The sequence below is a fragment of the Paradesertivirga mongoliensis genome, from assembly GCF_024436395.1.
In the GTDB taxonomy this organism is placed as follows: Bacteria; Bacteroidota; Bacteroidia; order Sphingobacteriales; family Sphingobacteriaceae; genus Paradesertivirga; species Paradesertivirga mongoliensis.
This window is the reverse complement of record NZ_JAFMZO010000004.1, coordinates 352411-373981: the sequence shown is the minus strand read 5'-3', so window position 1 is coordinate 373981 and position 21571 is coordinate 352411. Positions and strand designations below refer to the sequence as shown.

Genomic DNA, 21571 nt, shown 5'->3' with positions numbered 1-21571 from the left:
AGTTCAGTTTTTAATTATTGCACCTTCACTATTACGCGTTGATATCTTGTTAATTGCGGCGAACCGTTATCTTTTACCTCGCAGATAATATGAATGGCTTCTCCTGTAACCACATCTTTAGGCACTGTAAACCAGGCAACCTGCTGAGTCGCATTCTCAATGGTGACGGCTCCTTTATAAGTATCTGCTTCCTCATACTGCCACCAGCTATAGTTCAGTTTGTCACCATCCGGATCTGTTGTTCCTTTAGCGCTCAATTGAATTTTGCTGCCGGGCTTTGCCTTTCTATCCAGCGCATGGCTCAGTTTAACAACCGGAGGATGATTGGCCTCTTTGTAGGATTTGACACACCAGTCGGCCCGGGAGGCAAAATCATTCTGAAAATCGTCAGCCCAGCGTACAATGGGGTCAAAGTACTTGTACATCAGGTCCTGATTTTTGGGATATGTCTCCCGCATATATTTTCTTCCCCAGCCTGTTCCTGTAAACCATCTTCCCTTGGGATACTGATACCCCGATTCCGGCACCGGATCCAGCCAGGTATTCTCCCGCACTTTGATATATCGGCCCGCCCAGCCCCCAAATGACGGCGACTCGGTACTTCGTAAACCGGTATTGATAAAATGCATAAATGCTGGTGAATCGCCTTCTGACCGAAAATCTCCCTCTTGAAAGTTCGTATCGCCCGCCAGGCCGTGACTTCCTGGTACGTGCGACTTATAGAGCGAACATAACGGACCGTGATTTTCAAGGATATTTGCTTTCATCCAGTCGGCCTTGAGATAGGCTTGCTTGTCTTCAGGCAATATTTTATTCCACTGGTAAGCAACTGCCCAGAACTGGTCCGAAATAATGGTTTCGACATTATATTTGCCCCAGTGAGGGCGAATGTAAGATTGATAGGTGGAGTCCTGTTCCCAAATGAAGAAAAAGCGCATCTTTCCGGCGACTTCGGCCATACGCTGCGGATGTTCCTGCTCAATGGTCTTCAAAGCCCTGGCAATGGTATTGGTTCCGCCCCAGGCCTGTAGCCAAACCGGGCGTGGATCACTCTTATCAAGCAATGCTTTTACTATCAGTTGAGAGCCTGCGGTAATTTCATCCATCTCTCCCTGAGCTTTGACATTTCCCAATACTGCACGTTCGCGGAGATATTGAGGTGTCGGATACCCTTTATCGTGTTTAATTAAGTTGGGATAAACCTTTTGATAAGCATCAAGATAGGGGTTTAGCCAGTCGTCGCCTGCCCACCTGTGTCCCTGCCAGTGGTACTGTGAACTGGAGGTAATGATGCCTTCAATATCCCATTCGTTAGCATATAGTAAAAACCGGACCATAGAGCATTCGTCATCAATCTCTCCGTCTGAAGTGACGATCACTCGTGTTTTATCTGGCTTTTGCTGTGCAAACGTAGCTGTAACCGAAATCATCGTAAGTAAAGCAATAAAAATTCTTATCACTGTATGTATTATTTTAAATCGTTTATACACTTCTCTTGTATGATATATCTTGCATCAGATCGGTTCAACAAACAAAAGCCGGCCCCAAAGAGGTAACCGACTTTTTATATGACGAATTAATATAAAGGGTAAAAAACATAGACACTTATTCAAACATATCGCAGTTGCAAAACGGCAAGTAATTTACTGTAAGGACAGGGGGTTTTTCGTATCAGATGACCAAAGAGGCGACCATCTTCATTCGCCCAAACCAGTTAGAACAGCTTTTTCCTCAATCACAGCTTTCCATCCCTGGTAATAGCGCTGAATATTGGCTTTGTACTTACCCGATTCAATGATTGGTTTCTGTCCGTGTAATTCCTTTATATCATCAATGCTACCAAATATCCCTATTCCGAGTCCGGCAAGATAAGCCGCACCCAGCGCTGATACGTCAGGCATTTTTCCATTAACCACCGTACAATCCAAGAGGTCTGCCAAGAATTCGAGCACAAAGGTGTTTGAAGTCATCCCCCCGTTAAGCATCAATTGATTTATCTGCACTCCGGTGTCTGCTTGCATTGCATCCAAAACATCTTTAATCTGAAACGCAATTGCTTCAAGCGCAGCTCGCACGATGTGATTTTTGGTACAATCGAATGTTAAACCTTGAATAGATGCCTTTCGGGTCATGTCCCAGTAGGGCGCGCCCAATCCGCTAAATGCAGGAACAATATAAACTCCGTTATTATCTGCTACCTCATTCGCCATCAGTTCGGTCTGCCTGCTATCTGAAAACAAGGCTAACTCATTTTTTAACCATTCGATAACTGATCCGCAGGAAACGATAACACCTTCCAGGGCATAATCTACTCTGCTTTCGGTGCTCCAGCAAATGGTAGTAATCATTCCAGACTCAGAGGACTTTGAGACCGGGCCAATATTTTTCAGAACCGAACAACCCGTACCCAGAGTTGCTTTAGCAGTGCCGGGCGAGAAACATCCTTCGCCAAAAGCTGCAGCATGCGAGTCCCCGATCATTGAGGAAATAGAAAGCGGTTCTGCAAAAATCCCTTCAAACGAGGATGAACCAAAATTATACGCAGATGGCTTCGGTTCAGGAAGGTTAATCCCAGTAAGGCCGAAAGTCTCAACAATATCTAAGTCCCATTGCAAACTGTGAAGGTTAAACAATAAGGTACGTGACGCATTACTATAATCTGTAAGATACTTCTGGCCGTTGGTTAACTTATAAAGCAACCAGGTATCAACTGTTCCGAAAAAAGCCTCGCCACCGCTAATTGCATTCTTTACCTCCGCATTATTTTCATTTAACCAGATGAGTTTACTTGCCGAAAAGTACGGGTCCACGATCAGTCCTGTCTTGTGTTTCAACATCCCCTCAAGACCCCTTCTTTTAAGTTCCGAACAAACTTTAATTGACCTTTTGCATTGCCATACTATCGCCGGATATAATGGGTTTCCAGCCTTATCCCACACAACGAAAGTTTCTCTCTGGTTCGAAATACCACAGGTTTTAATATCGGCAAGACTCCCACCATTTGACAGAAATTCCGCGACACATTTTTCAACCGACGATATTACATTCTTATAAATCTCATCCGGATCCTGCTCCACCCAACCACTCTCCATGTAATTGGTAACCAGGGCCTCGGTGGTTTTTGCTAAAACAGCACCTTTATTGTCGAATACTATAGTTTTAGTACTGCTTGTCCCCTGGTCTATCGCTAGTATGAGTGAATTTTGCATAGATTACTCTGCCTTAGAATTTACTTTATCAATTATTACTGCCAGAAGGATAACCAGGCCTTTAACAACTTGCTGCCAAAAGGGCGATACATCGAGTAATACGAGCCCGTTGTTTAATACTCCGATGATAAGTGCTCCGAGCACCGTTCCCATAATCGATCCACGGCCTCCTGAAAGTGAGGTTCCTCCGATTACTACCGCAGCTATAGAATCCAGTTCGTAACCCATACCGGCATTTGGTTGAGCAGAATCCAATCTGGACGTTACCATAATGCCCCCCACTGCAGCAAGAGCACCTGCGATAGTATAAACCAGAACTTTTACCTTACCGATATCGATCCCGGACAGCTTTGCAGCGCTCTCATTTCCACCTATAGCATAAATGTATCGTCCAAATGCTGTCTTATTCGAGATAATAACAGCAACAACCACAACTATAAGGGCAATCCACACGAGAACCGGAACACCTAAAAACCAGCCCGTTCCAATGAACGCAAAGTTAGGCCCCAATCCGGAGATGGGATACCCTTTGGTCCATAGCATCGTAAATCCACGGGCAATTGTTAGCATGGCTAAGGTTGCAACAAAAGGAGGCACTTTAAACCGCGTTATCACCCATCCGTTAAAAAAACCCAGGAAAGAGCCGGTTATCAGGCCGACTACAATAGTTCCAAGCAGGGTAAAGCCGACAAAAAGATCATTTGAGGGAAGCTCTATCCCAGTTTTTAAAAGACCTGCAGCAACAGCACCGCTAAGAGCGAGCACAGCCCCGACTGAAAGATCGATACCCGCAGTGAGAACCACCAGGGTCATCCCTACCGAGATACAAACGTTAACTGAGGTTTGTCTTAAAATATTCCAGCCATTTTCGGGAGTTAAAAATTTATCAGACAGAATACTTAGAGCTAAACACAGTACAAAAAGCGCTATAGATGATTGAAATCTTGCAAGTTTCGAACGATATTGAGAAATATCCATTTGTTGTTTGTAATTAAATTGTTTTAGGAATAGCAGCCTTTAAAATATTATCTTCATTGGCATCATGGGAAGAGAACTCTGCGGTGATTTTCCCTTCTGACATTACAAGGATGCGATCTGAAACGGCCAGAATCTCGGGCAGCTCTGAAGAAACCACGATAAGGCCTAAACCCGCTTCAGAGAGTTCAAAGATCAACTTGTAAATTTCATGTTTCGCATTTGCATCAACTCCGCGAGTTGGCTCATCCAGCATCAAAAGTTTCGGCCGGGTGGCCAGGCATCTTGCCAGAACTACCTTTTGCTGATTACCTCCGCTCAAATTCTTAACCTTTTCTTTACAGGAAGGCGTTTTTATTCTCAACGACGAAATGTATTGCTGAGCAAGATCAACTTCTTTTTTGTCGCTTAGAATGCCCGCATAACTCACTTGATCCAAAACACTTACACTGATATTGGTTTTAACATCCAGCCCTAAAACCAAGCCATCCTTTTTGCGATCTTCCGGAACTAAAGCGATACCCGCATTAATTGCATCCTCAGGAGAGCGCAGCTTTATCTTATGTTGTTCAATACTGATCTCTCCCACACATTTTGATGGGTGCAATCCAAAAACAGACTCCAGAAGTTCAGTTCTTCCTGCGCCCATTAAACCAAACACACCGAGTATTTCTCCGCGAAAAAGGTGAAATGAAATATCATCCAGCAACATTCTTTTCAAGCTATCCAGGGGTCGCAATGACAGTCTGTTTACCTCGAGAAGCTTTTCGGTCCCTACAACGCGGCTTCCCTTATTTACCATTTTCACCTCTCTGCCAACCATTTTATTTATGATAGCATCGTGGTCGATACCTTTCATCTCACCGGCTTCGGTAACGCGGCCATCTCTAAGCACTATATAGCGGTCGGCAATGCGAAACAGCTCATCCAACTTATGAGAGATATACACAATGGCTTTATTTTCACGTCTGAGGTTTTCGATAATTCCGAAGAGGATGTCGACTTCATGATCGCTTATTGCAGAAGTGGGTTCATCCATGATAATAACCTCTGCGTCTGTCAGCAGCGCTTTCGCGATTTCAACTACTTGTTGCTGGCCTACTTTCAGATCCCGAACAAGTGTATCCGGATTAACCGTCAGCTTTAGTTTGTCTAAAAGCTCCTGGGTTTTTTCCCGCATCAGCCGTTTTCTCAACACTCCAAATTCGTTGGTAACCTCTCTGCCGAGATAGATATTTTCGGCAATACTGAGATCCGGAATAAGATTTAACTCCTGATGAATGATAGCAATTCCGCATTCCTGAGCTTCCTTGGGATTCGCAAACTTAACTTCCGTGCCCTTATAGAGGACTCTTCCTTCATACTCGGGATATACGCCCGAGAGAATTTTCATTAAGGTTGACTTCCCTGCTCCGTTTTCGCCTATTATTGCAGTAACCTTCCCTGCTAAAAGCTCCATAGATACTTCATCCAGGGCAACTACGCCAGGAAATCTCTTTCCAATTTTTTCTGCTACTAACACTCTGATATCGCTTAATGTGGCTTTATAACAAGTTTTAAAGGAATTAATTCGATATCGGTCAGTTTGGGGGCCGTTTCTCTGATCTCCAGGGCCGCTATAAAATTCACTGTGTCTCCTTTCCTGGCTTCCTTTTTAAAAGGGGGAAGAATTTGAGAACGTATCAAACGGTTAATCTCCTCTGATACATTGTTAAAATCCATGGTGTTGTCAAACTGATCTGCTGAAATGAGGCCCGCAGCGTTCCTGGAAGCATTCCCGAAAATATATTCAGTCGCGATTTTAAGCTTAACAGAATCCCCGGAGCTGTTCAACAAAACATATTCCTCAGCAACTTCGACAATCTCAGCCTCTCCTTTTACCAAAAAATAGAGCTGATCTCCGGCTCTTCTTGATTCGGGAACAGCATTAAAAACCGCTTTAGGGTTGCCCGACACCCTGGAAATAAGTTCAGTAATATTTACAGCTTTGCCGACAGACTGAGGGACTTTTTTGAACAGATATTCCTGAGCATAGGCTTTTACATCAAGCGTTTTCTGAACGCCGGATTTATATTCACTCAACCTTTCGACATAAACAGAATTATAGCCGAGCAGTCCGACAGCTAAAACTATAAGCGCATATTTTAATCCACCTGACAACATAGCTTATTCTTTTTTTCCGTATGCAGTAAACTGGTCGATATTACTTTTATTAACAACATCAACCGCTATAGGCAATTTTTGAGGAAAATCTCTTTTGCCTCCAAAATATTCATGTGCAAAAGTTGCAGCCTTTTCGGCGATATCTTTAGGATACTGCATGGCGGTTGCGGCTAATTTGCCCTCGCTTACCGCAATAACGGCATCCTCAGAGCCGTCAAATCCAAATACCTTAACGTGCGACTTTCCCGCCGCCACTAAAGCCTGGATAGCTCCCATCGCCATAGCATCATTACCACAAAACACACCATCAATCTGCGGATGGGCCTGCAGTATAGACTCCATTACCTCCATGGCCTTGTTCCTGTCGAAATCTGCGCTTTGCTGAGCCACCATTTTCAGGTTAGGAAAATTATCAACAACACTATGAAATCCCTTCGAACGGTTCCAGGTATTGTTATCCGAAACTATTCCAAGAAGTTCAACGTATTGTCCTTTCTTTTGAAGAGTATCAACAAACAGCTTCCCAAGCTCTACGCAGGCCGAATAACTGTCGGACAGTATCTGGGATGTGGCGGCAGTTCTGGAGTTGATTTCCCTGTCCATACAAAACACAGGAATTTCAGCCTTTTTTGCTTTTTCTACATTGGATACCGAGCCGGCTGCATCTGTTGGATTGAACAAAATTGCGTCATATCCGGAAGCAAGAGCATTTTCGAAATGATCACTTTCTAATGCAGTATTGTTCTGCGAATCAAAAATCTTTGATTCATACCCGAGTTCCTTGGCTTTTTTTGCTGCGGTTTCAGCCAAAAAGACGAACCAGGGGTTATTTAGCGTGGAAACCACTATTGCCACCTTTTTAGGCTCATCAGATTTTTGGTTATTTCCCGAACAACCTGCAAATAATATCAGCAGAAGAACAAGCAGTTTAAACTGTTTCATAATTGGTTATTTAGATTTATTTGGGTTTATAAGTTAAGCAGATCCAGGGAGGCGGCTATAATGCCGGCCTCAGAAATCCCGTAATGGTTCATTATTTCAGCTTGCGAGCCGGTGACAGTATATTCGTCTGGAATGCCCATAATTTTAAATGGATTGCTGTAACGGTTCTCCAGCAGGTAAGATGCACAAGCTTCGCCTAAGCCACCGTAAACACTATGTTCTTCAACGGTAAGTAAGGCTTTTGTATTAGCGGCAACCTGTTTCAAAAGTGCATAATCAAGTGGCTTTATGGTATGCATGCTAACCACAGTGGCATTCAGCCCGTGCGAACTTTTCAATTTTTCAGCCGCTTGCAAGGCTGGTAAAACTGCTTCGCCGGTGGCGATGATAGCTATATCTTCGCCTTCGGTGATCACTCTTCCTTTTCCCAACTGAAAGCTGTTACTCTCGTCATTTGTCAGTAAAGGCATTGGCTTTTTTCCAAAGCGGAGATATATGGGCTTGTTAAGTTCTGCCGCCTGTTTGATTGCTTGTTGGGTTTCAAAGTTATCTGCCGGAGCAACGATGATCATATTATTGATTGCCCTCAAAACCGCATAATCGTGTAAACTATGATGCGTTGAGCCCAGGGCGCCGTAACTAACCCCTGCACTAATCCCTATTAACTTTACAGGATTATCAGAGTATGCCACGTCATTTTTTATTTGTTCGAGCGCGCGGGCCGTTAAAAAACAAGCCGGCGAAACTGCGAAAACCTTTTTCCCGGCAGACGCAAGCCCTGCAGCCACTCCTACCAGATTTTGTTCTGCAATACCTATTTCAATAATCTGATCGGGAAACTTTTGGCCAAAAGGAACCAGTTTACCCGAACCGCGAGAATCGCTGGTTACCGCAAGGATATCCCGGTCCCTCTGTGCCAATTCCTGTAAAGTGTTCGAAAACACCTCGAGATTTGCTACGCCATTTACTACCTGACTTTCTACAACTGTTCCCATCTTATAGTATTGCTGCTTTCTTTTGTTCTAACTCTTTAATTGCTTCTTCATATTGCCCCGCGTCTGGAACGCCATGATGCCATTTCACCTGATTCTCCATAAAGCTCACTCCATTTCCTTTCACGGTATGTGCTATAATTAAACTGGGTTTGCCTTTTTTTAACGGCAGAGAATCAAAAGCCTGTTTTAATTCTGAAATACTGTGTCCGTTTACGTGTTCAACTTCCCATCCAAAGCTCTCGAACTTTTCATCAATCGGATCTGTATTACACACATCGGCAGTAGAGCCTGTAATTTGTAAGGAATTTTTGTCGATTATGGCGCAGAGATTGTCAAGATTATAGTGAGATGCCGTTAATGCCGCCTCCCAGTTAGATCCCTCGGGAAGTTCTCCATCACCCAGCAAAGTATAAACGCGATAGGGCTTATTATCGAGCTTGGCCGCTAAGGCAGTACCTACACTTAAAGACAGGCCATGCCCAAGAGCGCCGGTATTTTGCTCAACCCCATGTACCTTTCGTGTAGGGTGACCAATGTAATGGGATTTATACTTACATAAAGTTTCAAGATCCGATTCGGGAAAGAAACCTTTATCAGCCAAAACAACGAATAAGGCCTCTACACAATGTCCCTTACTCTGAATATACCGATCCCTGTCGGCGGCCCCGAAGTTCTTCGGGTCGACATTTAAAACATAGTTGTACAGAACGTTTAAAATATCGATACATGATAAACTTCCACCGGTATGCCCGGCCTTAGCGCCGACAATGTATTTTAAAATTTTTTGCCGGTACAAATTTGATCTCAACTCCAATTCCCTGCCAGTCATCATCTTTTTTAGTTATGCTGATAAACTTCCCATCCCATATAATTACCCAATGCTTCTTTCAAAATTCCGGCTGTTTTGGAGGCATTCATCACCACGTGATGCTCAAATCCGTTACGGCAAACATATTGCATCAAGCCTTGTAAATCTGGTATTTTAGCTACTGCGCGATTGCCAAAAGTGTTCAAAGTGTCGTCGGTTAATGCACCCTCGCCGATGTAGGCTTTGATAATCCCTTTGCTGTCATCGGTGCTTATCCTTCCGTATGTAAGGGAAGAAGCCGGAGTACGCCCTGCAAGAGCGCCATAGGTATTTTCTACGCCAACGGTTGTCCCTAAGATGGGGGCCGTACTTATTTCGATATCCGGCAGAAAAGATTTGGCCCAGTTACCACAATGGAACAGAACACACTTCTCTTCATCATCCGCGTAATTGTTATTCCAATCTACCAATGCGCTGGGCGAGCCAGAAGCCAATTGCATGGCGTACATGGTAAGAGTACCGGTTACATCTACTTCACAGGCACTGGGAAGCATATTTTCACTCATCATACTCATACTGGTACATACGTTGCAGCCATAATTTTGCTGCAGAGAAGTCCAGCATTGAATAGCGGTCGCGTCGAGCGCATGATCAATCATAAACTGATTCAACACTACGTCCAATTTGGCTATTTGAATTAAAGCCTCATCCGGCGTTTTACCCGCAGGGGCATAAGCCAGTATTTTGTCGAGGTTAGCTTTAACCACGGCGTCGTCTTTAGTGAGTCGGTTAGCATGACCTAAAATCTCAGAAAGGTCGACAGTAGTAACTGATATTCCGTTACGCTGTAATATTTTCTCGCTGTAGCGAACCGTGTTAAAAGCGCCCGGACGGGCACCTACTGCTCCGATCCTTACCCGGCGCAGTCCCCTCACAACGCGACATACAGCTGCGAAATCTAACAACTCCTGGCCAAATGCGGCATCTTTTGGATGAACTACATGCTTACTGGTAAGGCTGTATTTAATTCCGTATTGATAAAGATTATTGCAAACGGAGATCTTTCCACACCAGGAATCTCTGCGGCGGGCAACATCAAGTTTATCTAAGTCGTCGGGATAAGCCTGTACCAACACCGGCACATTCAGTCCCGACAACTTTAGCGTCTCGGCCACTCCTTTTTCATCACCAAAATTTGGCAGCAATACCAGTACCCCGATAATCTCATCCTCATGTTTCTTAAACAACTGCGCGCACTTCTGTGCATCTCCAAAGGTTTCGACCCCTCCCAGTTTGGATTCGTTTTCTTCAAGTAAGATTGGATTGAGATTTAGATTATTGAAAATCTCAATAATATCCAGACGGGCCTCGGCCACCAACCTGTCAGGGAAAAAATCCCTGTTACCTATAATTACACCTATACTAACCTTATTTCTCATTCACTTATTATTTTCAGGAAAGAGGCTATCACGTAGCAGGTATCAGCCAATTTTATGACCTTCTACACGCCTTGCGATGCTTCAACTATCTTTTTATTTCGCTATTATTATTTCGATTTCATTTTCTTCCAAAACCACCTTATCCCTCTCGCTTATTTCCGGGTCTGTGATGACGTAATTTATCAACGACAATGCCCCCAAGCTAGCGAAGGAACTCTTACCTATCTTTGTCGAATCAGCGACAAGAAAGGTGGTTTCAGCAGCTTCGATCATTGCCTTCTTTACTACAATATCACTGATGCTCGGATATGTAAGCCCTGCTTTCAGAGACAAGCCCGCCGTTGCCAGAAACAATTTTTGAACAAATATCCCCTGGAAGAAATCTGCTGCCTTTTGGCCTGTCAACGAAAGCGTTGGCGGCTTAAACTCTCCGCCGGTTACAACAACTTCGATTCCCGGTTCGGCACCTAACATCATCGCGATGTTAAGGGCATTTGTAATAACCGTAAGATCACGGAAGCCTTTAAGCTTTTTCGCAATTTCGGTAGTGGTAGAACCCGAATCCAGGATAATCGTATCTCCACTTTCAATAAACTCCAGACACTTGTTCGCAATCCTCTCCTTTTTATCAAGATTTTCCTGATGACTTAAGGAGAGGCTTCTCACCTGATCCTCGATATTTTTCAGATAAGCTCCCCCGTGCTCACGCACCAGAAGGCCATCCTTTTCCAACTTCTCCAGATCCTGCCTGATCGTTACCTCTGTAACTTTGAATAATTTTGACAGGTCAATAACCTTTGCCGATCCGTCTTCTTTTAGTAATTCTAAGATTTTTTCTCTTCTTTGATTGGGTAACATATTCGTTCGTTAAAAACCCGCCTTTAAATTGGAGAAGGCTTTCGTTTTACTTTCATTTAACAAACATGCATTAATAAAAGAAGAAAAACAAAAATTCATCCTAAAAAGAATGTTAAAAAATATTTAAAAAATAGCATAGCCCACTACCCACGCCTCTATTCGCAAAAAATGTAGTTATAATTTACTCCAAAGAAAACAAAAAAACTAGAAAACAAACGTTCATTTAGAACACAAAGAGCAAGTCATTCGAAAGGTTAGCTCATAGCTAATATTCCCCCAAGATGACATCAGTAGTAATGAAACAGTGGTAAATCAATATGCCTCAGCAAGGGCTTGAGACTGCGAGATATCGTCACGAATAATATCAGGATGCTCCCCTCCATAGAGACAGGAGATTTATATTAATGACAGGGCATTTTTAAAAACGAATAGGATGACGATCACAGATGAAATCAAATAAAGCAGATAAAAACAAGTTTTCAGTATTTTTGTGATAATGTGAATGCCATTGAGATTACCTTTCGATAACGAAGATTACTGATTTAAAATTGCGAATGCCTGATAACCAAGGAACGGTGGAGATACCGATTTTATCCGAGGGCGAATAAGTCATATTGACAAGAAAAGACCTTCTATGATAATATTATAAATAACAGCACATATTAAGCTTAATTTAAAGAGTCGCTTAGGCTTCGGAGCGTTCTTGAAGCTTAGCGTTAGCTAATTATCCAACTGTTTGTTAGTGACGTATCACTTTTATTGAGAGACAGCTTTTTTTTCATTGATTAATATTCCTGTTATACTCTTTACCTTTCCACCAACTCCTTTACCGTATCTCCATAATAATCCACCTTATCTGCTTTCATTTTCGACAATTGATACCATCTTTTAAAGGAGTTCACAAACACGATGAACATCAGTACCATGGCTACGCAGGCCAGAAAAGCCAGTAAATATTTGCCTTGGGGCATGTACATATTCACCACCTGCTCGTAACCTGCCCAGAATGTAATGAGCGCCATGAACACCCCGGGTATAGCAGCAGAAAGGGCGTACTTCTTCCTGTTCATACGGATGAGCATGGTGGTACAAACGATCAGACCGCAGGCTGCCAGCAATTGGTTGCTGATCCCGAACAATGGCCAGATACTGCTTACGTTCCCTGTATACACCAGGTAGCCCCAGGAAAAGGTAAACAGCAAACTGCTGATGATGATGCCAGGCATCCAATTCTTATCATTGAACCTGGGGATTACCCTCCCTATCATCTCCTGTAAAAAGAACCTACCTACCCGTGTGCCTGCATCAATTGCTGTCAGAATGAATACCGCTTCAAACATGATGGCGAAGTTGTACCAGTAAGCCATCACGTCATCCATATAAGGGATTTTATTAAATATATGGGCCATACCTACTGCAAGGGATACTGCTCCCCCGGTCCTTCCCTGCAACTCTACTCCTATCTTCTCACTAAAATGGGCTAAGTCTACTGCCTTTAAATTTGGATTTAGGGCAATGAAACTTTCATACATCTCTTTTGGGGTATTGATGGCGAAATAATCTCCAGGAACTAAAGTACAGGCTGCGATCAAGGCCATCAATGCTACAAAGCCTTCCACAAGCATGGCTCCGTAGCCTACAAATAGAATTTCCTTTTCGTTGGTCAGCATTTTTGGAGTGGTTCCTGTGGCAATAATGGCGTGAAAACCAGAGATCGCTCCGCAGGCAATAACAATAAAAATAAAAGGTAATACAGGACCGCCAATAACCGGACCGCCTCCGCTCACGAATTGGGTGAGTGCAGGCATTTGCAGTGTTGGATGTACAAATATCACTCCTATCGTCAGCATAAGGATAGTTCCTATCTTTAAATAGGTAGATAGATAATCTCTTGGAACTAATAATAACCAAACAGGTAATACGGATGCTAAAAAGCCATATACTGTTATCGCTATGGATATGGTTTCTATCTTCCAGTGAAAAATATTGCTAATGGCAGGGATCTGCATCAGCTCATGACCTCCCACTATAGAGGCGATCAACATGATCCCCCCGAAAATACTTGCGAGGGTAACGCTGTCTTTCCGGTAGCGCATGATGAGACCCATGATCACGGCGATGGGCATGGTTGCTATAACGGTAAACAAAGACCAGGAAGCTTCATGCATGGCGCTGATACAGGCTAAAGAAAGGCCGGCGAGAGTAAGGATAAGGATAAAAAGTATGGCTATTCCTGCTATCAAACCGGTCCCTGTTCCAATTTCTTTTCCGGCTATGGTTGCAAGGCTTTCTCCTTTATGTCTTACTGATGCAAAGAGTACCACCATATCATGCACCCCACCTCCCAATACGCAGCCTATCAAAATCCATAAGGCTCCCGGCAGGTAACCAAACTGGGCTGCCAGCACTGGGCCCACTAAAGGCCCTGCAGCGGCTATGGCTGCAAAATGATGGCCAAATAGTACATTCCTGTTAGTGGCCACATAATCTTTTCCATCCGAAAATTCTATGGCAGGGGTTACGTTTGCAGCATTGAGCTTTAATACTTTATTGGCCAGGAAAATCCCGTAAAATCGATAAGCAATAGCAAATACCAATAAGGCGATAAAAACTAAAGTGAGGGCGTTAACCCCATTTAAAAAGTCCATACCTTAAATTTAGTTTTGCGGTCTATAAGTAATTACAATCTGACCTTCGGATACTGGTTTTGAGACAGAAATACCAATACGTGTGTAAGGCGTACCACCTTCTGATATTTCCTCTGATTTTAGCAATAGTTTGTTACCCGGAGAAGAAAAGGCAACCAGCATTTTTTCATTTTCTCTTGTCAGCAACAGAGTGCTATCAGAAGTCTGCTTCCATTCGGAACGAGTGGAAATAGCAGTTTCAAACCATTCTGGTTTAGCGTATTCAAAATAATCTGTAAAAGTAATGCTCCCGGCACCTGTTCTGTCGTAATCCATGGTGCGTTCAAGTTTCTTTAATCCCGGCACATTATATGCCGAGGCAATATCCAATGTGATATTATCTTTTTCCTTCGTAAAATCCGTACGCACAGTTCTTGATCTGGCTTGGACACCCGGCTGTTGCTGAGTACCTGCAACAAGCGGAACAGGGTGACCAAACGATCCAACCGTTTTATAAGTATAACGGTACTGAGGATCGAAAATATTGCTTGCATAAGGGATTACCCCGGGATCGCCAGCCATTATTTGATTTCCCTGTACAACTGTATACGATCCGATATCGTTATGATTATGGGATTCGTCATTATGGCCGCCTTTAAGAGCCACACCTATATTAGCGGGAGAGCCTGGTAGCGGCCTGCAGACCAACACACCTGTTTGTTCAAAAAGAGAGCGGATTTTTGCTCCTTCTTTTTGAATATTTTTTCCTGGCTGCGACTTAGAGGATGAATTCGGGAAGGCCATCATTACATTTAAGCGGTTATTACTAGTTGCGCTTTTATTTGTAAGGGTGTCATATTGGGTTATCCCCAGCGCTAAACTCCTATTGAGATAAATCATCATCTCCTCACTAGGCTTTGCTCCTTCCCGACAATCAGAAATAGCAGGATATACTCCGTTTATAATCTCAATATTCGGCGCATAACGGGCAATCTTCTGAACTTTTGGGTCGTCAAAAAGATCAATCTTTCCTCCCGTAGCCTGCCAAATACTTTCCCTCAATAAAATATAATGTCCAAATCCGTAGTTGTAATAAGTTACGCCTTCCACACAATATCCATCATCATTAAATCCGGCTAATCCATTTCTCGAATAATATTCTCCAATGTATGTAAATACAGCTCGCTCATGCTTATCCTCGATTACCGTAAGCGCTGCTCCCACCAATCCGGCCAAACAAACATGGTTCCAGTTGTTATCTGCAGTTAGAAAATCGTTTTTATCATTCTGTGTGCTAATTTTGCGATGTATTGGATTGAATATCCTTGTATATAAAGCATCCATAGCCTCTTTTCTTAATTTGGGACTTATCTTATTTCCCATCATATAAAGCGTTTGGGCAATGGTATGAGCATATAATGAGGAAGTCAGTTCTACTGAATACTCTACTCCATTATAATTCTTAAAATCATGATCGCTGCGGGGCGAAACCCAGGATTTTTGGTTAATAATATCACGTAAGCCCTCTTCTACCATTCGGGTATACTTCCCTTCGTTTTGCAAGCATTCGGCCCAGGTTACTTTTGCCAAGCCTTCTGCTCTTTTTCGCATCATCGTCAAACCTGCGTTTGAAGAAGAGGCACTACCGTTTGAGAGAGAGAAATAATCGTCCTTGCTAAAGGCGGGAAAGGTGTAATTTTTCATTGCCCGTAAAAACTGGTCGTAATCACCTGATTTTAAGAGGCTATTCCAAACTTTACGTTTATTATAAGGCTCGCCAAAACCCGAGGGTTTGTCCGTCAGCATTGCTTCAATTTCCTGAACGCGCTTTTCATCAATAGGTTTAAAAGGAGCCGTTTGAGCAATTGATACCGAAATCTTGAAAGTTAAAAGACCGGTAATAACAATAATTTTAGCCCTTAGCAACAAGTGCGTATAATAAGCTGATTTAGACTGTGTTTTTTTCATTTCTTTATGGTTAACCATTTAAAGATTCTTCTAAAATCTTCATTGTATCCCTTTGGTATTGAGTTACCAGTTTCTGGGCTTTCTTTACTTTTTCTTTTGAGGCTGCAGGATTTTTCACCATCTCAAGCACAGTAGGGACAATTCTCTCTACATCTTCTTTTGTATCCAAATCGAACAGCCACTCTTTTAACCCAATGTCCTGCCACATATATCCTTTAGATGTTTGCTCGGTAAAGCGACAAACGATGGCCGGTACACCCAGGGCTATACACATAATTGGCGAATGCATTTCGATCCCAAATAACCCTGCCGAACGGGCGTAAGTGCTAACCGCTTCATCTGTGAGCCAGTATTTATCCCGCCAAATAACGCGGGGTTTAACATCCTCTGGCAGGGGATCATACAGCATTTCCTTGCCTATACGGATTTGCGTTTCATTTTCCGGAACAAGCAAAACTTTAAGATCTGTTTGCCTAACTACTTCGATAATTGCATTTCGAATTGGGAGGTTATCATGTTCTTTCATCTTCTCATTCCACGCGTGTTTTTCCTGATTAACTGGCAATTGCTTTGACGGGATCTCCCACCATGGAGAAAAACGAAGCTGGGGAATTACACAAACAAACTTTCCGGTTTCCAGCTTATGCTCTTTCAGAAATAGATCAGCAGCTTTATCATTTCTCACATCTACGGCAAATGCACCGTCAGGACAAAAACCCATTATAGGGCATTTTGCGCCATGTCGTTTTGCAAATTCCAGTGACACAGAATCCCTGAAATAGGTAAAAGCGGCACCATTGAACAGTTCCATATCTACAGGCTTGTAAGTACCATCCTGTGCCTGAAACCCATAATTACCTGGAAAGGTAATTCCGTAAATTCCATATGGCTTGCCCGTGTCTCTCCACCGAAGCATTTCGTTTCTGCCTAACAAAGAAGGGCCCGATCCGTGAAGAAAAAAGTCGCACTCCGATAGTGCTTTTTGTTGTTCTTCTTCTGATTTTAAGATCTTTAATTTAGGAAACCTGGCCATGAGCATTTCTTCCACGCCAGCCTTTACGTCACTTGGCCACAGGCGAACATCTACATGCGGCAGGTATTTCTCTATCAGTGCCAACACGCCGGGTGTGTGCGCTATATCACCGATATTTTCGACTTGCCACGATGAACGTAAAAGAATCGTTCTGTTTCTCTTGCTACTGCAACTGGCTAAAGCCGGAATGGCGGCCAGGTAGCCTGCAAAAACAAGCGAGTGTTTCAGGAAGTCTTTGCGACTTATGTGATTCATATATCTGTATTTTTTATTAGCTTTTTTTTTTAAAAACCGGGATAATCCGGTCTTCATTTACGAATGGACTGGCCATACCATACCCTCTCAAAATTTTTTTTTGTTTGGGGATGGTCGAATTGGTTAGTTTAGTTTATTATAGCTTTGTTTTGCTGTACCTTATTAGCGCCTCCAGATAATAATAATCTGCATAGATAATGGGAGTATTTACTTCCGAATTTTCCGGTTTCGACCCTACAGAATGTTTTAATAGAAAATTATGATTCTCGCCCGGTTTGCTTTTATATGCTGTGCCAGATAAACTCACCAACATTTCTTCAGCGATAGTATAATATTTCTTTTTGTTTGTTAAAGTCGAAAGATCTAATAAAGCCGAAGCCATTATGGTAGCGGCAGAAACGTCTCTCTCTTCCTTAGGGATATAAGGTGCATTAAAATCCCAATAAGGTATTTTATCGGCCGGCAAGTTTGGATGATTGATAATGAACTTTGCAATCTTTTCTGCCTGTTTCAAATACCGTTTATGTCCGGTCTCTCTATACATCATTGTATAGCCATACAATCCCCAGGCCTGACCTCTGGCCCATGCCGATTCATCTGCAGCGCCCTGCGCTGTCCTTTTTGCCACCACTTTTCCATTATCTTTATCATAACATACTACATGATAGGAGCTGTAATCTTTTCTGAAATGGTTCTTTATGGTATTATCTGCATGTGTTATACTGATATCATAGTATTTTTTATTTTTAGATACTTTAGACGCCCATAGCAGGAAATCAAGATTCATCATATTATCTATAATTACCACGTAATTATACATGCCTTTATATCTTCCCCAATCATCCCATGATTTTATCAATCCCACTTTTTCACTGAACCGGGTTGATAAGGATTCGGCGCCGGTTAACATAACCTCTTTATACTTTTCGTTATTGGTTAAGCGGTAGCCATTACCAAAGGGGCAATACAACATAAATCCTAAATCGTGTGTGGTAGTATTGTGCTTTTCTTTTTCTACCGCCATCGTCCATTTATCCGCAGCTTCTTTCCACTTGTTATCTTTAGTGTATTCATAGATGTACCATAATGAACCACCGAAAAAACCGCTGCACCACCATTCTGATTTCCGGGTATCTAATGTTCCATCTTTTTTGATGGATTGGGGGAACCTGGTAATATCCGTATTTGCTTTTAACATTAAATCATATTGTGCTTTGGCGAATTCAATTTCTTTTTGAACATCTACTTTAGGTTGGGCATGTAAACCCATTGAAAGGAGTACACAATACATCCCCATAATAATGGTTTTCGTCATCATACTATCTAAGCTATTTGGCTTTTATAAATCAGTTGGTTACCGTAATGTTAAGTTGCCTTACCGCCTTTTTATTTCCATAGACATTATTTGTTTCACCTATGAAAGTGGCGGTATAGGTGCCGGCTTCATTATAGGTATAGGTGTAACTTTCCTTTTTTGGTTCTCTAAACAATTTAAGCGCTGTTGCTTTATCATTACTCAGGTCGTTAGGGTTGATATAGATAGCCCTGCTAATCCCCCAGTCTTCTGTATATTCTTCCTTAAGTTCCGCAGTTGCATTTCCTTTGAACTGAATCGTGGTCGCGTTTACAAGTGATCTGCCTTCTTGTTTGTTTCCGTAAGAAAATACAGAAAAATTACTGCCTGAACCATAGTCCATTAGCGTGACCTCTCCATCGTCAAATTTACTTTTCACCAATACAGCAGTGATATTCCAATCATTGGCGGCTAAAAATTCCGTCTGAGGCTTGGTAATATATCTAAAGGCCAGATATAATGGTTTTCCTGCAACGGCAAGATCCATGATATCAACTTCCGTAGAGGGCTTTACTGTGGCATTCGTTGCAAGTTCAAACCGGTTGGTGATGTCCACCCAGGTAGCAGCCTTGATGTTGGCAATCGCATATTTACCATCAAAATCAGAAGACACCAGCACAGCCAATTGATTGGCCTGTTTTATAGAGGCTACCGTAGCGCTTGAGAAAGACAAATAACAATTTTCTAATTCTCTGGGACTTGTCGCATAGTTATAGTCCTTCAGGAATTCTCCCGAATAAAAGGACAACATTTGTGGGTTCCCTTCAAATTTGAAAGTGACAGGATTACCAGCCTTAATAGTGGTTGTTTCAGCCGTAACCTCAAACGCTGGATCATCAAGCTGATTTTTCTCGCAAGAAAATAAAACAACCGATATCAGCATTAAATAATATTTGATATATGTGTTCATTAGATTATCAATAAATAGTAAAAGGAATAACAATTACCAGCCGAAATTCTGGCCGATTGCCTTATTGACTGTAGTTTCAGCATCCGGGATAGGCCATAAAACATCTCTCTCTGTGGTGTTTACTCCTGCTTTTCCACCGAAGGCCCTTGATCCCAGAGGGGCAAAATCCAGAGCGATCTGTTTCATTACACGGTAGTAATCACCCCAGCGCACCAAATCTCTCTTTCTCATGGCCTCAAATGCCAATTCTCTTGAACGCTCCGCTTTCAGGAACTCCATAAATTTGGCATAGTCTGCAAAGCCGATGGTTTTTACGTCGCCCTTAAAATCGGATAAATTGGTCAGGGTTATGGTGGCCTTTGCCTGTACCCCTGCATAGGTGAACACAGCACCGGTAGTCGCTGCTGCAGATGCTCCAGAGGTTTGTGTTGGGGGCGTGGAGGTTGTTGTCCCTGCGGTGGTTACTGTATACAGTTTATTAGCATTATAAACTTGTTTACCTGCAGTATAAGAGACGTTAGGCATCCAGGATTCACCAATAGTAATGGTTGGTGTTGAATTATAATTACCACCCCTATTCTCCAAATAAATCGCGGTTAGCGCTCTGGTTCCGCTCGTTGCAACTGTTGCTACAGCAGCGCCACCTGCACCGCCACCACCAGAAATTGTAACCGCGGGCGCTGACGTATAACCTGAACCTGCAGTCGAAATGGTAATGGTATCAATCAGTTCTCTATTTGGCAACAGGTTTCCAAAAGCTCTTCTTCTCACTTGATTCACAGTCTGGTCCAGTACATCTTGATCTGGTACTGTTCCATTTTGGCTTGCTACTGCTTCTGCATACATCAGCAATACATCTGCGTATCGCAGCAGCGGATAATTGACCGAATTACCTCCTTGCTCCTTTGGATAAACGGTTTCGTACTCCCTTTTCCATTTGGCTACGTGGCGTTGACTTGCCTGCATAGCTGTAGGATAGATTGGCAGATACGTTTTAGTGGCGGGATTTGTCGACGACAAAGTGTATGTAGAGATGGTCCAGTCCCTTCTCAGATCACCTTTTGAATAGGAAAAATACAACTTTGGTGTGATCGCTACATATCCAAAGCTGTAACCATGATTTGGATCTTGACCACCGTGTGAAATGCCATAATGAATGCCGACTTTTCCGGTAGCATTAAAACCATCTGTGCTATAACCGTAGAACTCAACCTCCCAAATACTTTCTTTTAGATCATATTTATCCTGGCTCATATTGATGAATACTTGCCTGTAATCAGGGTTAAGGCTATGAAATCCGTCATCAATCACCTTTTTCGCCCAAATTTTCGCCATTTCGTATTTAGATACATCCTTTACAGGGTCTCCTGCCATATATAGACATACTCTGGCTAATAAACCACGTACTGCAGATTTATTGATGTGACCTGCGTTGGTGACCTGCCTTACGTCAGGGACCAAACTTTCCGCTTCGGTCATATCTTTGATGATCTGCTCGTATACTTCTTTTGAAGGTGTTCTGGGATTATTGGTTTGTGCAACAGAAGAGGTAGGTTCCAGCAGCAAAGGCACATCTCCCCAGTAACTGACCAGTAAAAAGTAAAAGTAAGATCTTAAAAACAAAGCTTCTCCTTTAATGACCGCCCGATTTGCTTCACTCATTGTAGGCTTATTGATGTTGGCGAGCAATAGGTTCGCTCTTTCTATTCCACTATAAAGTGCTGTCCATACGGTAGTAACATTATTTTCGGAAGTGGTAACTAAGTTGACGGTAATGCCAGTATTCTGTGCAGAACGGTTATAAAAACCTTCATCTCCATCCAATGACATCACCCCCTGAAAGCTGTGCGCATAGATTTTGGTTAAAGTCTGAAACACTCCAGCCAATGCTGAATTGAGCTGTTGTTCTGTCTCGTAATAATTTAAATTGGTGATCGTATCCTTTGGTACGGTATCTAAAAATTTAGAGCAAGACGTAACCATACAAACCAGGGCTACAACAATACAGATATATAATTTCTTTTCCATAATATAT

16 protein-coding genes are annotated in these 21571 nt (G+C 42.7%); all 16 read right to left on the bottom strand.

Annotated elements, in window-relative coordinates; all coding sequences use genetic code 11:
* Positions 1 to 14: 14 nt before the first annotated feature.
* Positions 15 to 1460 carry a DUF1593 domain-containing protein gene (locus J3P43_RS17175; protein WP_255904755.1) on the bottom strand — a complete coding sequence of 482 codons (1446 nt, stop codon included), beginning with the start codon at positions 1458 to 1460 and terminating at the stop codon, positions 15 to 17.
* 237 nt (positions 1461 to 1697) lie between these two features.
* Positions 1698 to 3209: an FGGY family carbohydrate kinase gene (locus J3P43_RS17170; RefSeq protein ID WP_255904753.1), complete on the bottom strand. Its 1512-nt coding sequence runs from the start codon at positions 3207 to 3209 to the stop codon at positions 1698 to 1700.
* A gap of 3 nt (positions 3210 to 3212) precedes the next feature.
* Positions 3213 to 4187, bottom strand: a complete 975-nt coding sequence (locus tag J3P43_RS17165) for an ABC transporter permease (RefSeq protein ID WP_255904751.1) — start codon at positions 4185 to 4187, stop codon at positions 3213 to 3215.
* Between the two features lie 13 nt (positions 4188 to 4200).
* A complete protein-coding gene (locus tag J3P43_RS17160; protein ID WP_255904749.1) occupies positions 4201 to 5706 on the bottom strand; it encodes a sugar ABC transporter ATP-binding protein in 1506 nt (501 codons plus the stop codon).
* An 11-nt stretch (positions 5707 to 5717) separates the two neighbouring features.
* Complete coding sequence (locus J3P43_RS17155; RefSeq protein WP_255904747.1) at positions 5718 to 6347, bottom strand: DUF2291 family protein; 630 nt, start codon at positions 6345 to 6347, stop codon at positions 5718 to 5720.
* 3 nt (positions 6348 to 6350) lie between these two features.
* Positions 6351 to 7289, bottom strand: a complete 939-nt coding sequence (locus tag J3P43_RS17150; RefSeq protein WP_255904745.1) for a D-ribose ABC transporter substrate-binding protein — start codon at positions 7287 to 7289, stop codon at positions 6351 to 6353.
* Positions 7290 to 7315: 26 nt separating this feature from the next.
* Positions 7316 to 8284, bottom strand: a complete 969-nt coding sequence (locus tag J3P43_RS17145; RefSeq protein ID WP_255904743.1) for a transketolase family protein — start codon at positions 8282 to 8284, stop codon at positions 7316 to 7318.
* A gap of 1 nt (position 8285) precedes the next feature.
* Positions 8286 to 9080 (bottom strand): transketolase, encoded by a 795-nt coding sequence (locus J3P43_RS17140; protein WP_255904741.1) that lies wholly within the window; start codon positions 9078 to 9080, stop codon positions 8286 to 8288.
* 41 nt (positions 9081 to 9121) lie between these two features.
* Positions 9122 to 10531, bottom strand: a complete 1410-nt coding sequence (locus J3P43_RS17135; RefSeq protein ID WP_255904739.1) for an L-fucose/L-arabinose isomerase family protein — start codon at positions 10529 to 10531, stop codon at positions 9122 to 9124.
* Positions 10532 to 10624: 93 nt separating this feature from the next.
* Positions 10625 to 11389, bottom strand: coding sequence for a DeoR/GlpR family DNA-binding transcription regulator (locus J3P43_RS17130; protein ID WP_255904737.1), 765 nt, complete (start codon positions 11387 to 11389; stop codon positions 10625 to 10627).
* 806 nt (positions 11390 to 12195) lie between these two features.
* Positions 12196 to 14037 (bottom strand): carbon starvation CstA family protein, encoded by a 1842-nt coding sequence (locus J3P43_RS17125; protein WP_255904736.1) that lies wholly within the window; start codon positions 14035 to 14037, stop codon positions 12196 to 12198.
* Between the two features lie 9 nt (positions 14038 to 14046).
* A complete protein-coding gene (locus J3P43_RS17120) occupies positions 14047 to 15984 on the bottom strand; it encodes a heparinase II/III family protein (protein WP_255904734.1) in 1938 nt (645 codons plus the stop codon).
* 10 nt (positions 15985 to 15994) lie between these two features.
* Positions 15995 to 17272 carry a polysaccharide pyruvyl transferase family protein gene (locus J3P43_RS17115; protein ID WP_255904732.1) on the bottom strand — a complete coding sequence of 426 codons (1278 nt, stop codon included), beginning with the start codon at positions 17270 to 17272 and terminating at the stop codon, positions 15995 to 15997.
* 136 nt (positions 17273 to 17408) lie between these two features.
* Positions 17409 to 18590, bottom strand: coding sequence for a glycoside hydrolase family 88 protein (locus J3P43_RS17110; protein WP_255904730.1), 1182 nt, complete (start codon positions 18588 to 18590; stop codon positions 17409 to 17411).
* 28 nt (positions 18591 to 18618) lie between these two features.
* Complete coding sequence (locus tag J3P43_RS17105; protein WP_255904728.1) at positions 18619 to 19536, bottom strand: DUF5017 domain-containing protein; 918 nt, start codon at positions 19534 to 19536, stop codon at positions 18619 to 18621.
* A 33-nt stretch (positions 19537 to 19569) separates the two neighbouring features.
* On the bottom strand, positions 19570 to 21564 hold the full coding sequence (locus J3P43_RS17100; RefSeq protein WP_255904726.1) for a RagB/SusD family nutrient uptake outer membrane protein: 1995 nt from the start codon (positions 21562 to 21564) through the stop codon (positions 19570 to 19572).
* Positions 21565 to 21571 lie beyond the last annotated feature (7 nt).